15 protein-coding genes and 1 pseudogene are annotated in these 14,573 nt (G+C 43.6%); 15 read left to right on the forward strand and 1 reads right to left on the reverse strand.

What is annotated here, in order from left to right; translation table 11 throughout:
• Positions 1–12: 12 nt before the first annotated feature.
• Positions 13–717, forward strand: a complete 705-nt coding sequence (locus RBK99_RS04950) for a response regulator transcription factor (protein WP_491015851.1) — start codon at positions 13–15, stop codon at positions 715–717.
• A complete protein-coding gene (locus tag RBK99_RS04955) occupies positions 717–1,946 on the forward strand; it encodes a sensor histidine kinase (protein ID WP_317503535.1) in 1,230 nt (409 codons plus the stop codon). The genes RBK99_RS04950 and RBK99_RS04955 overlap by 1 nt, the downstream gene beginning before the upstream one ends.
• A gap of 102 nt (positions 1,947–2,048) precedes the next feature.
• On the opposite strand, the gene RBK99_RS04960 is transcribed toward RBK99_RS04955, so the two are convergent.
• Positions 2,049–3,221, reverse strand: a complete 1,173-nt coding sequence (locus RBK99_RS04960; protein ID WP_317503536.1) for an MBL fold metallo-hydrolase — start codon at positions 3,219–3,221, stop codon at positions 2,049–2,051.
• Between the two features lie 272 nt (positions 3,222–3,493).
• Here RBK99_RS04960 and RBK99_RS04965 point away from each other — a divergent pair, with 272 nt between their 5' ends.
• From RBK99_RS04965 to RBK99_RS05025, 13 genes and pseudogenes are all read left to right on the forward strand, one after another.
• A complete protein-coding gene (locus RBK99_RS04965) occupies positions 3,494–3,925 on the forward strand; it encodes a nuclear transport factor 2 family protein (RefSeq protein WP_317503537.1) in 432 nt (143 codons plus the stop codon).
• 66 nt (positions 3,926–3,991) lie between these two features.
• Positions 3,992–4,924, forward strand: a complete 933-nt coding sequence (locus RBK99_RS04970) for a zinc dependent phospholipase C family protein (protein ID WP_317503538.1) — start codon at positions 3,992–3,994, stop codon at positions 4,922–4,924.
• Positions 4,921–5,253: a hypothetical protein gene (locus tag RBK99_RS04975; RefSeq protein ID WP_317503539.1), complete on the forward strand. Its 333-nt coding sequence runs from the start codon at positions 4,921–4,923 to the stop codon at positions 5,251–5,253. The genes RBK99_RS04970 and RBK99_RS04975 overlap by 4 nt, the downstream gene beginning before the upstream one ends.
• 135 nt (positions 5,254–5,388) lie before the next feature.
• Positions 5,389–5,859, forward strand: coding sequence for a hypothetical protein (locus RBK99_RS04980; protein ID WP_317503540.1), 471 nt, complete (start codon positions 5,389–5,391; stop codon positions 5,857–5,859).
• Positions 5,856–7,010, forward strand: a complete 1,155-nt coding sequence (gene mblB / locus RBK99_RS04985) for an anti-phage 6A-MBL system MBL-fold protein (protein WP_317503541.1) — start codon at positions 5,856–5,858, stop codon at positions 7,008–7,010. Before RBK99_RS04980 ends, mblB begins: the two co-directional genes overlap by 4 nt.
• Complete coding sequence (locus RBK99_RS04990) at positions 7,003–8,832, forward strand: ThiF family adenylyltransferase (protein WP_317503542.1); 1,830 nt, start codon at positions 7,003–7,005, stop codon at positions 8,830–8,832. Before mblB ends, RBK99_RS04990 begins: the two co-directional genes overlap by 8 nt.
• Entirely contained in the window at positions 8,822–9,295 is a 474-nt protein-coding gene (locus RBK99_RS04995; protein ID WP_317503543.1) for a Mov34/MPN/PAD-1 family protein, read from the forward strand. The genes RBK99_RS04990 and RBK99_RS04995 overlap by 11 nt, the downstream gene beginning before the upstream one ends.
• Positions 9,296–9,521: 226 nt before the next feature.
• Positions 9,522–9,944, forward strand: a pseudogene (locus RBK99_RS05000) (transposase); the annotation flags it as partial.
• A 125-nt stretch (positions 9,945–10,069) separates the two neighbouring features.
• The gene (locus RBK99_RS05005) at positions 10,070–10,387 is read left to right on the forward strand and encodes a hypothetical protein (protein WP_317503544.1); all 318 of its coding nucleotides are present in this window, start codon (positions 10,070–10,072) and stop codon (positions 10,385–10,387) included.
• 246 nt (positions 10,388–10,633) lie between these two features.
• Positions 10,634–11,623 carry an alpha/beta hydrolase family protein gene (locus RBK99_RS05010; protein WP_317503545.1) on the forward strand — a complete coding sequence of 330 codons (990 nt, stop codon included), beginning with the start codon at positions 10,634–10,636 and terminating at the stop codon, positions 11,621–11,623.
• A gap of 254 nt (positions 11,624–11,877) precedes the next feature.
• Entirely contained in the window at positions 11,878–12,684 is an 807-nt protein-coding gene (locus RBK99_RS05015) for an alpha/beta fold hydrolase (RefSeq protein ID WP_317503546.1), read from the forward strand.
• A gap of 235 nt (positions 12,685–12,919) precedes the next feature.
• A complete protein-coding gene (locus RBK99_RS05020) occupies positions 12,920–13,240 on the forward strand; it encodes a helix-turn-helix domain-containing protein (RefSeq protein WP_317503547.1) in 321 nt (106 codons plus the stop codon).
• A complete protein-coding gene (locus RBK99_RS05025) occupies positions 13,237–14,562 on the forward strand; it encodes a type II toxin-antitoxin system HipA family toxin (RefSeq protein ID WP_317503548.1) in 1,326 nt (441 codons plus the stop codon). Before RBK99_RS05020 ends, RBK99_RS05025 begins: the two co-directional genes overlap by 4 nt.
• The last annotated feature ends 11 nt before the right edge of the window (positions 14,563–14,573 follow it).

The raw sequence follows: 14,573 nt of genomic DNA on the forward strand, positions 1-14,573 counted from the left end.
GGAGAACACTAAATGGGACAGGCGCTTGCAGCGACGCCGATTAGGGCTTTGATTGTCGAAGACAATCGCGACATTTGCGGCAACATTGCCGAGTACCTTGAAAGGCATCATTATATTTTGGATTTTGCTTATGATGGTACAAGCGCGCTGCAGCTGGCGCTGTCGAACTCGTTTGACGTAATTGTTCTGGATTTGATGCTTCCAAGGATGGATGGTCTCAGCGTTTGCCAGAAATTGCGTGACGAGGCCGAATTAGAAACGCCCATTCTGATGCTAACAGCACGGGATACGCTGGACGATAAACTCAAAGGCTTTACTGCGGGAGCCGATGACTATTTAAGCAAACCCTTCGAGTTACAAGAGCTGCATGCCCGTTTGCAAGCGCTGTACAAACGCAGTCACAGAAAAGCGACCAACCTGTTAACCGTCGGGGATTTGAGGTTGAACCGGTCCACGCTGCAGGTGCATCGCGCCGGCCGGCATATCGATATTACGCCTGCCGGCATAAGGCTGCTGCAACGAGTGATGGAAGCGGCGCCGTCTGTGGTGTCTCGCGATGAGCTCGAAACCCTGTTATGGGCGGACGAGCGCCCCGATGGTGATGCACTCCGCTCACATATGTATAAGTTACGGCAGGTTATCGACAGGCCGTTCGACAACGCGCTCATTCATACGGTGCATCGTATTGGCTATCGAATTGCTGAGGAACCGGAGTAATGTACCGTCACAGTTTACGCAAGCGTGTGGCCATTGCATTTGCGGTCTGTGTGGCTGTACTCAGTGTGGTTTGGGGGTTCGCTTTCTTCGCTGCCATTAAGCTGAGCGAAGATAGGGTGGTGACGCAACAATTGGAGCATGCCGCCGAAATTTATCCCGCTGTGACGATTAACCCCCGCGGTTACGATGAGGTAGACAGCTTGCCGGAAAAGCTCAGGGACTGGGCGCGAACAGACCCCGCTGAAGGAACCTACGAGTTCACTGCCGAAGAATTTCATGTCGCGGTTATACCCGCAGGCAACGAACAGGGGCGAGCCTTCGTGGTATTTGACGTTGCTGAAATTGAAGCCGAGTCTTCAGAGGATTGGTGGTGGTTGTTGGTTATTACCGGTGTGGTAGGAACGCTTGGTGTGCTTGGCTTTGGGCTGGGACTAATGGTAATTCGCAAAGCGGTAGCCCCGGTCGTGGAACTCGCCGACGTGGTCGCAAGCATCGACCTGGAGCATCTATCGGCCGGCGATCATAAACGCATTGAGTCTAATCGGTTTGGCGATGATGAAGTGGGTATGCTGGCTGAAACCATTGAAAAGACGCTTGAGCGCATCAGCGCCTTTATTGTCAGGGAACGGTACTTCACCGGTTCGGCCAGTCATGAGTTGCGGACGCCACTAACGGTGATAACCGGCGCGCTGGAGTTGCTGGAGCAAAGCGATTTGTCACCGGCTGATGAGAAGGTGCTAGCCCGATTACGGCGTGCAACGCACGAAATGAGAACCACAATTGACATGTTCTTGTGCCTTGCTCGCGAGACCGATGATGGATTGTATGAAGAGCAATTTTCAGTCATGCCTATGGTGAGCCAGGCGGTCGAGCAGCAGCGCTATCTATTAAACGGCAAGTTCATTGATGTTGAAATCGACGCTCTTGCAGAGCCTATAGTCTGCGGACATCCACAAGCTTTTTCTATTGCGATTAATAACCTGGTGCGAAATGCGTTCGAGCACACGCTGGACGAGCAGGGGCTGGTCACGGTGCGTGTGAAAGATAACGAGCTTTTAGTCACTAACCAAATTAGCAGTGAAGCAGATGAGCGGCACACGCCAATTGAAACGTCGTCTCAAGGGTATGGTTTGGGCCTGGGTATTGTGCAACGGATGTGTGAGCGCAATGGCTGGTCATTTTCGCTGCTCACCGATGAGAAGCGTGTCATTGCGCGGCTTTCTTGGTGAGGAGAGTGCAGCCGGATATTTCACGGCTGGGTCGGCAAGCTGGGCTTGGATTGTTCGTTGGTAAGCATCTACTTTCTTTTTTACGGTTCTATTAATAGAACGTTAAACTTCCAAGGTGAGCTCGCAGCTGTGTTCTTGATCTACCTGGATAGGATTAAAATATATGAAGTCCTTGATAACCGACTCACTCGGGTGCCTTGTGTTTCTTAAGTTAGGATCAGATGAAAATACCGAAGCCAACGGGTTAACACAGGAGGCTAAGCCTCGGTACCAGCTACCTTTACTACCGTGATGCATTACCTGAAAAATAGCCACTTTATCTAACCGTGCTTGTGTCATCTCGGATACCAGAGCGTTCCATCGTGTGAGCGTATTCAGAAAGCCGTCCCCTGTGAATAAAATGTTGCTTCGCTGCTGAATATCAGAGACAACGGTTTCCTGTTTTTTGTCTCGATAACTATAAGTAAGCGTCGACGTATTGCGCTGATTACGAAGGGGGCCAATACAGAGGAACAGGGAAATGACATTTTTCCGATAAGCCGAGCCGCCAAAAGTCTGCGTATACAAATCCTTTAAATTATTTAAGGCATGCTGCTTTTCGAGTTTATCTCCGTTACCCAGCAGCTTACTCACCTCTTGACCAGCTTTTAGCTCAAAAGTCTTTAATTTATTCAAAACCACTCGATCGTCGACGTATGGGATAATTTCGAAAACCTCAGTTTCAGCTGCTTGCGGCTTAATATCAACTCTCTCAGGCTTACCCGAAGGAATCGTAACAACGTCTAATTCTCGAAGTATAGAATTGTCAGAATTATTAAAAGGAAACTCATAGCCTTCTTCTGCGCCGACCAATATGAAGCGCGGCGACTCAGTGTCGTGTCTTTGTTGATGAATCTTTGAAAGTTTAGAAACTGGATTCTCCAAAACCTCTCGGACATCGCTATTTAACCGCTCACTGTTGTCTTTGAGACTTGCGAACGCCACTCTAAGAATATAACTGAACTTTGGCAACATTATCGCGCGAACCTGCTGTGCTCTGATCAAATCAATAACACCACTGATATGATCTCTGTCGAAGTGGGAAATAACCAACAGGTCAATAGGTCTATTCTTAGCTCGGTGAGTTGAAGCCGATATTGCATCCTGGACGACTTGTTGCCGATTAGACGTGCCGCAGTCATAAACTATTCGGAATTCACTTCCACTATCATCGCCTAAATATACTTCAGCAAAAAGACCTTGACCGACATTATTAAAATAGACTTTTTGTTTCATAAATAATTATTTATTAGCTCATTTTAATAACCAATCGTAAACGATTGCAACGAAAACTAACAGAGCAAGGAACACAATTATATAGCAATGAGCTCAGTTCAATTAGTTAATGCTGAATCGCTATTAAGGCATATTGACTACTTTATGTGTTGGTGATGCTTGGCCGCTAGTAACTGCTATCGTTCAAGCTAGATGTTTTATCCCAGAGTTGCTTTATTGTTGCAAAGGAGTAGTTTAGTTGGCTAACAACTAACAAGCCTCAAGGAGGAGAGATGAAATATTGTCATGTAATGTTTGCTTCGTTACTGCTTTCTAATGTTGCTTTCGCAAGTGATTTGACCGCTAAAGTAAACCAGTATTTCGAAGCGCAAGAAGCTGTGGAGCATAAAAACTCAACAAAAAACGATGTTAGTAACCTACTAGCACTGCTCACCGAAGATGCAACATTCGAGCATCCCAAGTTTAATGCCGTGCAATCAAAAGACGAATACAGAAAAGGCCTGCTTTCCTATCTAGGAGAATATGGTGAATGCGATATCCAGGTAAAAAATGTCATTGAAGGGCTTAATGTTGTCACCGTCGAATATTTACACCCTTGCACTGATAAAAATGGAAGCTCTGATCCTAAAGAAAACGAACAAATGCTGGTTACTTTGTTCGAATTCGAAAAAAACAAAATAAAACTTATTAAGCACTATTTCTAACGAGTAATTAAATGGCATCTCAAATGAAAAATGCCGGAGTTAGAAAAACGAAAACGGGAGGCAGTCATGCCAGGTGCATTCGCTCATTTAAGTGTAGCTAATGTTGCAAAAGAGTTTAAAGAGCTCAAAAATTTAAATATTGACTCAAAAGTAAAAGCACAACTAGGAAGTCATCTAGAACTCATTGAGCTGGGTTCGGTTAGTCCAGATTATCCATATTTGACCTTAACGCTGTTTGGCCGCAACGCGCAAACTGAATGGGCTGACTATATGCATCTCGGCGACACGAAGCGAATTGTCAAAGCTCTTATTGAAAATACAAAGGCGCTAAGTGACGAGAATAAGTTATTCGTTTTTCCGTGGTTAGCCGGATACATTTCGCATGTTATCGCTGATGTGACGATTCACCCAGTGGTTGAATGTCGGGTTGGCCCCTACAAGGGTAATGAAAAAGCGCATCGGATTTGCGAAATGAATCAAGATACCTACATATGGTTTGAAAGAACGGGGCTGGGTGAACCTGGTTACTGTGAGCGTATTTCTGAGAATTTAACCAAGTACGACGTTGATGAAAAATTTAATCCCACTATTCAAAAAGTTTGGTCGGCTGCACTCAGAGAGGTATACCCAGAAGAGTTCGAACAATCGCCGCCGAATATTGAAAGTTGGCACGATGGCTTTAGAAAAATTACCGGTACAGCTGAAGAAACGCACAAGCTTTTTGAGTGGGCGCGGCATGTTGCAGTGGACTCTGGCAGTGGTTATCCCTTGCGCGAAGAAGTCGACTTTACTTATATCCGCAATTTGAAAACTCCAGTTAGCAATAAAGATTACGATGAAATATTTGACCTGGCAGTTGGTAATGTCCGGACGTATTGGGAGTTTTTGGCCGCAGCGGTATTTGATGACGGAGATACCAGTATGTTCAAACACTGGAATTTAGATAACGGTGTCGATAGAGACTCAGATAAGCAGACCTTATGGGAGAACGTATCATGAAACTATTACTGATTATCTTAGCTTTATTAATTACTAATGCTTGCGCAGCTGAAAATCAGACTTTATGCGATACGGAAAATCGTTATGAAACTGCCTCTCATTTTTCTGATTTCGTGCAAAAAGTGAATTTCAAATATGCGCTAGAGGATGTAGAAGGCCTGAGCAATGACGAAGTTATTGATCAAGTCGCAAGTACAGACGAAGACTACCGAGCTATCCTCAATAATTTTAACGTTAAATCATATTTTGAAGACGATAATGTCGTGATGCTGATGTGTGAGGGAGACTCGCTCATTATTGAGGACGCTGGATGGTACAGCAAAAGTTGAAAAAGTTTTTGAGTGTGGTGAACGTCCGGTATGTGCTTTATCTAGCAATGCTTTTAAAGTTTGTACTTGAGGTGAGCGCATCAACAGCACTTTTGAAGTAACCCAAATAAGGTGCTTAGAAATCAGGGAGAACCCATGAAAAAAGTTATATTTTTCTTGCTTTTGTGTTTAATTTTGATTCTAGTCGGCTTTATAAAAATAGAGCTAAGTTCCCTCCCTGAGTACCTCCTTTCAGCTGAGTTAGCTATACGGTGTGGCATGATTTCAGCGCTTGGCGGCGTTTTGTATTGTTTACGTTCTGTTTATCTAAATAGGTGTGTTCGAAATCGATGGAGTACGGAGTGGGAAGTTTGGTATTACCTTAGGCCTATCACTAGCTCTATCTGCGGGGTAGTCGCTTACTTATTTCTTAAAGCGGGATTAATCATTTTAAACGCATCCGACGTTGCATCCGGAGAAGGCCACTTTGGCTATTTAGCTCTTGCTTTTCTTGCTGGATTAAATGTTGATAAGTTCGTTGAAAGAATAGAGGAAGTTGGTAAGTCCATTTTCGGTATCGATAAATCAAGAAATGCGAAAAATTCAAGTAAAGAGGATCCAGAATGACAGTTAAAATAACATTTTTCCCAGTTGGGAATGGCGATATGACATTGATCGAAACTGATTCTAAAAAGAAAATACTCATAGATTGCAGAATTCGGCAGAATGACGATTACCCCAATGCACTTGAAATGCTCCGAGACGCACTGGGAGATAGACAAGACGGTAAAAAAGTAGTCGACTTATTTGTGTGGAGTCATCCCGACAAGGATCACTGCCAAGGAATAGAGGAACATTTTCATCTAGGGCCGCCAGAAGAATGGTCGGATGAAGAAGACTTGATTTTTATAAATGAGATTTGGTCTAGTCCGATGGTATACAAACGCGCAAACCGGACTAATAATAAACTTTGTGACGACGCGAAGGCTTTACGGAAGGAAGTAAAACGTAGGGTAGAGCTTTTCGAAGATAAAAAGCAGTTTGAGTCTGGTGACAGGGTATTGGTACTGGGTGAAGATGAGAACGGTAACACAGATAATATACAAGATATTGTGCTTCACCTTGATGAGTGCTGTAGCAAAATAAATGGGTCTTATGAAGAAAGCTTTGAAGCTAGATTGCTTGGACCTGCCTCTAAAGCGGAGTTAGATGAAGAAGAGGAAACTCTAGGAAAGAATCATTCGAGCGTAATAATCAATTATTGTTTATCAGCTGGTGGTAAATCGATTAATTTTTTAAGCGGGGGAGATGCAGAAGTAGCTTGCTGGGAAAGCCTGGAAAAACGCTTATCGAGTACGAAAATTTTGGAATATCTTGATTACGATATACTGCAAGCACCACATCATTGCTCATGGCACTCTCTTTCTAGAGATAGTCTATCTGATAAGGGAGAGGACGCAGAAGTATGTGAGGAAGCAATGAATGCTCTAAACAGAGTTAAAGACGGAGGTTTCATTGTTTCAAGTAGTGAGATGATTGAAGACAACGAAAAAGATCCGCCGGCATTCCGTGCAAAGAAAGAGTATGAGAGTATTTTGGAAGAAAAAAAGGGCGACTTTAAGTGTGTGGCAAATCATAAGAAAAATGGTAAGAATATCCCGATGGTTATAACTTTCAACGGAGATGAAGTAGAGCTTACGGCTGCAACTTCAGCGGCGAATAAGTCTGGGCAACCAAGCGAAGCGGTAAACCGAGCTGGTGGTGATGGCTATGCCTAAGGCTGGCGAGCCGATATTGGATGAAGTTGATAATCTTCTGGCACCTTATGGCGCTAGAAGATTGTACAAGCCAGAGCTATCGCTATATAAAACCAGAGATTATATCGCTGGATGGCAGTTAACGTCTCCAGTCTTCTTTAAAGGTGAGTTCATTAAATTAAGAATACTATTTGAAAGCTTACCTAACTTGAATACTCCGGATGTTTTAATATCTAAGCCAAATATAGATGCGTTAACGCTTCCTCATGTAGAGTCGGGAGGAAGGTTATGTGTGTGGCCTTCTAGAAATATTGCGGACTTAGACAATTTAAACTACATAACGGACTTAGTTTCAGACGCTATTGACCTTTTAGAAAAATCTACTAAGGGAGAAATTGATAGTGAATTCAATAGCGAATTTGAGAGTTATTGGCGTCTTTATTGTAAAGAGATCATACCGAATTTCTCGTTAGTAAACCCTGATAACCTCATCACTAGAGAGATCTCACTCTACAAGCTTTCGAATAGGAAGGTCGTCTTTGCTGACAAAAAACGGGAGCTTATAAGTTGGCTTGATAATCAATGTAAACTCCCAGGAACTGATAGAAAAAGAGCGAGAGAGAATGTAGTCGAGAGGATTGGAAGCTCGGTCGTTATCTTCTTTGATTCTGCTTTATATCCAAAAGAATATCCAAAAACAGCCAGTGACCTATTTGCCCTAGTTCATAGAGAATTTGGTGGTTGCGCGGAGAGCGTACTTGAGTTAATCGCTAAATGTCTAAGCCAGCCTTCCCTAGTTCAACCTGAGCTACTACTTTCATTCAAAACTGATAATGGTAGATCCTTTGTTGGATTGAAATTTGAACGGAACATATACTCGAGAAATAATCGCAAGTCCGTTACCGATGGATTTAGGAATAGAGTTCCCCTTGATACTATCTTAAATCGGACATCCAACTATAAAGTCTATGGAAAGTTAATAAAAAGAGCTGACCAGTCCTGGATATATGGTAGAGACGAGAACCCAGACTACAAAAAGATATCTGAGCATCGTATAGCGATTATTGGGTGTGGTTCAATTGGATCTAGCATAGCAAGGCTTTTAATAAAAGCGGGCTTAAGAGATTTAGTTTTGATAGATGGCGAGGTTCTTCAAACCGAGAATATTACCCGGCATGATCTCGGTTTCGAGTACATCTATCAACCAAAAGCTGATGCTCTAAAAATGAAACTAAATAAAGAGTTCCCGAGTACTTCGATAAAGGCAGTATCAAAAGATTTTCGTTTGGACGATTACTTCAGGAGCGAGTTAGAATCTGTCGACTTGGTTCTCTCCACTTCAAGTGACTGGTATGCCGAGCAACAGTTGTTGAAACTTCAGAAAATTTTAAACTTTTTTCTCGTCTTCGCTTTTGTAGAAGCGCATGCAATGGCTGGACAAGTAATTGTCAACGTGCCAGATGATGACGCCTTTAATAGCTTACATATTTGTAGTGGCTCTGATGTCGGCAAGCTCAAGCAGCCAGTAACGCTATGGGATAGGGAAACTATAAGAAAAATACCAGCTTGTGCTGGAGAGTTTCAGCCCTATGGGGCGATAGATATTGGGTTTGTCCATGCTTTAGCCGCTCGCAAGATTTCTAGTTTACTGCTAAGTACTGATGGCGCTAACCATATATCATCTTTGTCAATTTGGTTTAATGCTACCCAAGATCTTAAACACTTAGGTGGGAAATGGAATATGTGCTGGGAAAACGAGCGTTTCCAAATAGGAGCAGGCCTTAAAGCTATTGAATATCGATATACTGAGGAGAACTGGAGTGCTTTGAATTGTGACTATTAAGTTTTTAGATTCGGATACAGGTTTTAGTGTGGAGTTTACTGATGAAGTGGCCGACATATTTTGTGATTTTCATCAATGCAATAGCCGCAATGAGAATGGTGGGATGCTATTTTGCAATGTCATTGACAAATCTGAAATTCGAATAACTTTTATTTCAACAACAACTAATAAAGATGTAACTTCTAAGAACTTCTTTCAGCACGATAAGCTAGAGAGCCAAAAGCTAATTGACAGGCTTTTTAAACGTGGGCTTCATTATGTAGGCGATTGGCATAGTCACTTTGAAAGTGAGCCAGAACCCTCTGTTAAAGATATAAAAACAATAAAGTCAGTATTTAATCAGTCCAGACATGATTTACGCTTTATGCTGCACGTAATCATGGGCGCAGATGACGACTTTAAGAAAGCATTTGTTTGTATAACGGATGGAATCTTAGTCCGAAAATTGAATCATGACTGCTAAAAACCAATCACTAACAACTAGTTGAAATGCTTTGATCTAATAAATTTTCAAGTTGCTATTAACAATTTTAGTAGTAGTGCCAACTAGAAATTATATGAGATTATTCCAAATAAAAGCGTGACTTAGGCTGAATACATATTTGATAGTTGTCTATTTTGATACGAGATTAATGGACATATTCGAATATTGAAGGATACCGGAGACTAGTATTCGTGGGGTGTCCATTTTATTTAAGTCATGTGTACTGACGAGTATGGATCCGTGTATGGGGTCGAGAATGCTGGCTGCGTTAGGTGATGGGCGTAATCGTTTTAACAGTGCCGAAGAGACACAAAATTATGCGGGTATAGCTCCCGTGACCGAACACAGCGGACAGAAGTCATGAGTGCATTGGCGATGGCAGTGTGCCAAGTTCGTCAGACAGACGTTCGTAGAATGGGCTGCCAAGACGGTGTATTCATCATATTGGGCTGGACTTTATTATCAGCAACAACGAGAAAAGGGCAAATCACACCAGTCAGCCGTTAGAGCATTAGCATTTAAATGGATACGCATCATCTACCGTTGCTGGAAAACCAGAACCCGCTACGATGAGGCGAAATATTTAAAGGCATTACGAGAAAGACGATCGCCTTTATTGATGGCATAAAAAACTTGCTGAAAGTCTCAGGGCGATAAGTGGACGCTGGGCTTAACCATAGCTTAAAAACTCATTTCGTTGCGATAAAAAATTAAATGATTAACATAAGAATTTAACAACTCGGGGAATCGCTAATGTCGGAATCGACAGATCTTTTAACGTCATTGTTTAGAATTTTGGCTCCAATACTATTTATTGCTTTTATTGTATTAATTAACAGGAAAATAGGTCTAAAATATCCTCTTGGAGCATTATCTTGTATTGGAATTTTCGTAGTCGCTTACTTCGGTATAGATCTTTTCGATAAATACGTTTTGGGTACTATAGACGAGACAGGCCCTTTGGACAGTATCTTTGACGTTGCTGTACCGATATTATTAGGCTTTATAACAGTCGTCGTTGACTATACCACTTTATTGGTTTTGAGGAATATTCGTACTCAGAGAGATTAAAGCTTTCACCTACCAAGAGGTAAGAAGTTAATAAAGTGACGATGAGCTTACAATTCAATTTATAGATTAATTTCTTGCCATCAAAAATCGCAAAAACTAGTCTGAACTTCCGCTCCTGGAACAAAGTTGCCTAGCCGCTATGAGCCAATTGCAGACACAGAAATAGGACTGTAATTGTTTCTCAAACCTAATACGCTGACACTCGTGCTATCGTTAAGCAGCTTCACCTTTCTAAGGAACAGAAATATGTGGAAAATTCTAACTGGGATCATGATTATATTTAGCTTCAATGCATATAGCGTAGAGCTAGATGAGATTAAAGGGATAACAGCTCAGGGGGATTGTTTTAGGGGCCCATTCACGACTTATGATGCGTGGGTCGGCATGCTCTCAAAAAGTCCAAAATTTTCTATGGAGCGCTTTCCTTTTACAGAGAAGCAGTTTAAACACTTCAAATCGAGCTTGTCATGTCTCACTTTCAATTACGACGTAGACGGTGTCGCGGTAGATGGGTTTTTGATTTACCCTGCAAATATTCAAAAAGCCTTACCAACAATAATCTATAACCGAGGCGGAAACACACATTATGGCCGCGTTGTATTCGGCAAGATGATGTTTGATCTCATGCCGCTTGCCGAAAAAGGTTTTGCAGTGATAGGCAGCCAGTATCGTTGGTCAGGTGAACGAAAGAAACAAGAGAATTTTATTGCCGACGGTACGGAAGATCAGTTTGGAGGTGTTGATGTTAAGGATGTACTCGCACTGGTTCCCATTATCAAGCAGTTAGAGATTGCAGACAGCGAGCGTATAGGAGTTTATGGAAGTAGTAGAGGAGGCATGCAAAGCTTCTTGTTCGCTAAAGCTTATCAAAAGACAAAAGCTATAGCTGTGGTATCTGGTATTAGTGATGTCATTATGTTTAGGGATCGCGATGAAAAAACCGCTTTTATGCTTAGTAAACTAATCCCCAACTACAATATCAAAGGTGATGATGCCCTAAGGTCAAGATCCCCAGTTCAGTGGGCGACCGAGCTCCCTGATGCGCCAACCTTGCTTATCCATGCTAAGGATGATGAGCGGGTAACCTTCGAGCACTCAGTAAAAATGGCGGAAGCGCTGAGACAGGCTGAAAAGCCCTATGAATTTGTTAAGTATGAGACGGGCGGTCATGGCCTGTTCTTGCACCAAGAAGAGGTTAGAAACAAGGTAGTGGAATGGTTCCGACGTCATTTGTGAGTTCAATGAGCTATATTGGGACAGCTTGTTATGAGGATAAAATGTTTAGTAAATAACTAGAAAAGTCTCTTAAATCGGAAGCATATTCTCAATGGTTGAGTGTCCGCTCGTGGCAACAGACCATCACGTAAGTTGAAAGCACCTACAGAGTTTGAGCTGCGTAGAAGGAAATAAGTGTAAGTTTGAGGTTTATCCACAATGTCCCCAGCTTGGGGATTCCAACAAATATTAGTAATCTAAAGTAGGGAAATCTTGTGCTCAAAGTTTTAAGTATTTTTATTTTCATTCTTTTTAGTGCTCAAGTCGAAGCGGGTTCAATGTTGGAAGTTGATGGCAACAGTATTGAATACGAGGTTAAAAAGGGTGGGGATGTAGTCGTTCTATTTGATGCTGGTGCGCTATCCGGAATGGCAGGTTGGAACTCAATATGGGATGACTTGCCAGCAGAAATAACCGCTATCAGGTTCTCGCGGTTGGGAGAAGGAAATTCAGACGCCTGCTCAGGACAACGGAGTACTTCAGACTACGTGAATGAGGTTGATCAGTTACTCTCTGAATTGAATATCGAAAGACCAATTGTCTACGTCAGCCACTCTCTTGGCGGAATAACGGCTAGGAATTTCGCTGCCCAACACAAAGGCGATGTGTCAGCGTTGCTTATGATTGACCCTGCAAATCCTCGTGATGTAGATATAGTCACTCAGCTGGATCCGTCAGGAGGTCAAGCTGAAATAGAAGCAATGAAAAAGAATGATTATGCGATGGGTGACGGGAAATGGTGCTTCTTGGATGTGATTTGGGATAAATCTCAGTCTGCTGGTTTCTCAGATATTGGTGATATTCCCGTAACATTAATCGCCGGAGTCAAAGTACCGGAACAGCCGTCAAGTGTATTCGAGAGTGAACAAGGCCGCCTACTGTGGGGGCAATATCAAAGTGAATGGGTAAACCAGTTTCCTAAAGGCAAAGCTGTTCTTACCAACAATAGTGGTCACTTTGTTCAGGATGAAGAACCTGAACTTGTGCTCGATGAACTAGTAAAACTACTAAATAGACTGTAGGTTGCTCACAAAGAATTTAAGCTGACGTTAACGTCCGCTCCTGGCTGTCACTTATGTCTACGCAAGCCCCAGGCTCTATACCTTCGGAATATTTTTTATAGCCCTTGAAAGGGCTTTTATAGATAAATTCGGACTTTACATCCCATATAAAGACTTTTATATAAATATAATTGCGTACCTTAAATAGTCTGCTAAACTCTAATTATGTATTTAAAGTCTATAAAAGGTACGTTATATGGACTCCGAACGTCTTTCCGTCGTTATTGGTCAGAGAGTTAAGCAGTATCGACTGAATCAGGATTTAACCCAGGAGGACTTAGCAACCTTGGCTAATGTCTCTCTGAATGCGGTTAAATCGGCCGAAAGTGGTAAAAGCACGTTGCCCACTTATGTCGCTATTCTGCAGGCGTTAGGCCATGTCGATAATTTACTGGCGGCCTTTCCGGACGAGGGGGTTTCTCCTGTTCAACTGCTGAAAAGCAGCACTAAGCAGAAAAAACGGGCCAGCGGTAAAACGCGTGTGAAACCTGCTGACAATAAGGAGCTGGATTGGTGATAGACACTATCGAAGTACGATACAAAGACCAGCCGGTAGGCGCTTTAAGTTATACCAAGGGCGATACCGCCGCGCGGTTTGAATATTTGTCTGAATTTGTCGACAAGAATATACCGCTGGCTCCGCTCACTATGCCCGCTGAAAAAGGGCGGATTTACGCCTTTCCGGGGCTAAACTGGGATACTTTCAGAGGCCTGCCCGGCATGCTGGCGGACTCCTTGCCGGACGACTTCGGCAATGCGGTACTGAACCAGTGGGTTGCCCAACAGCCCGACCGTACCGAACCACTGAGTCCGCTTGAGCGACTTCAGTATACCGGCGAGCGGGGCATGGGCGCGCTGGAATATCACCCAGCCCGCACTAAGCAAACCCTGTCAAAAAACAAAGACATTGAGCTTGAGAGCTTAATGCGGCTGGCGCAGGACGTTCTGGATGCGCGCAAAGGCTTCCGGAAGCGCACGCACTTTGACGAGGCGGAAGACAGAGAAATGATGCAGGCCTTGCTGGCCGTGGGCACCAGCGCCGGCGGAGCAAGGCCGAAGGCGGTATTGGCCTTTAATGACGACTTCAGTCAGGTACGCTCAGGGCAGGGTACGGTGCCTGAAGGCTTTGAGCACTACCTGTTAAAGTTTGACGGCGTAAGAGAAAGGGACCCGTCTCAGCAAACCTTCGGCGACCCTCTGGGCTACGGTGCCATGGAGTATGTGTATTACTTAATGGCGACTCAGGCTGGCATTCATATGATGCCATGCCACCTGCTTGAAGAAGGAAGTCGGCGACACTTTGTGACCAAGCGCTTTGACAGAGTCGGCAATGAGAAAAAACATATTCAAACGCTGACCGCAATTAAGCATGTGAACTATCACGACATTGGCTCTTTCTCTTATGAAGAGTTATTTCAGGTGGCGCGTCAGCTAAGGCTGCCACGCGAAGACGCTATGGATTTGTTCCGGCGTATGGTGTTCAACCACGTAGCCACTAACCACGATGACCACTCAAAGAACTTTGGCTTTATGCTGGAAGGTACACAGTGGCGGCTGAGCCCAGCCTACGACGTGGCGTTTAGCTATAAACCCGGAAATCCCTGGGTAGAGCAGCACTGGATGTCGTTAAACGGCAAACGCAGTGATCATTCTCGTGCGGACTTCTACGCACTTTCAGATGTACATTTGCCAAAAGTGCCGCGACAGGAAATTGATGCCATTATTGATGATGTGATTGAGTCGGTGGCTCAGTGGCCGCAATTGGCTAAAGCGCATGACGTGCCGAAAACGCTGGCTGATTCCATCAGCAGCCACCTGAAGCTGAAAGACTTTTCGTGAGCCGTGCTTAG

The sequence above is a fragment of the Idiomarina solivarensis genome, assembly GCF_033052755.1.
Lineage (GTDB): Bacteria > Pseudomonadota > Gammaproteobacteria > Enterobacterales > Alteromonadaceae > Idiomarina.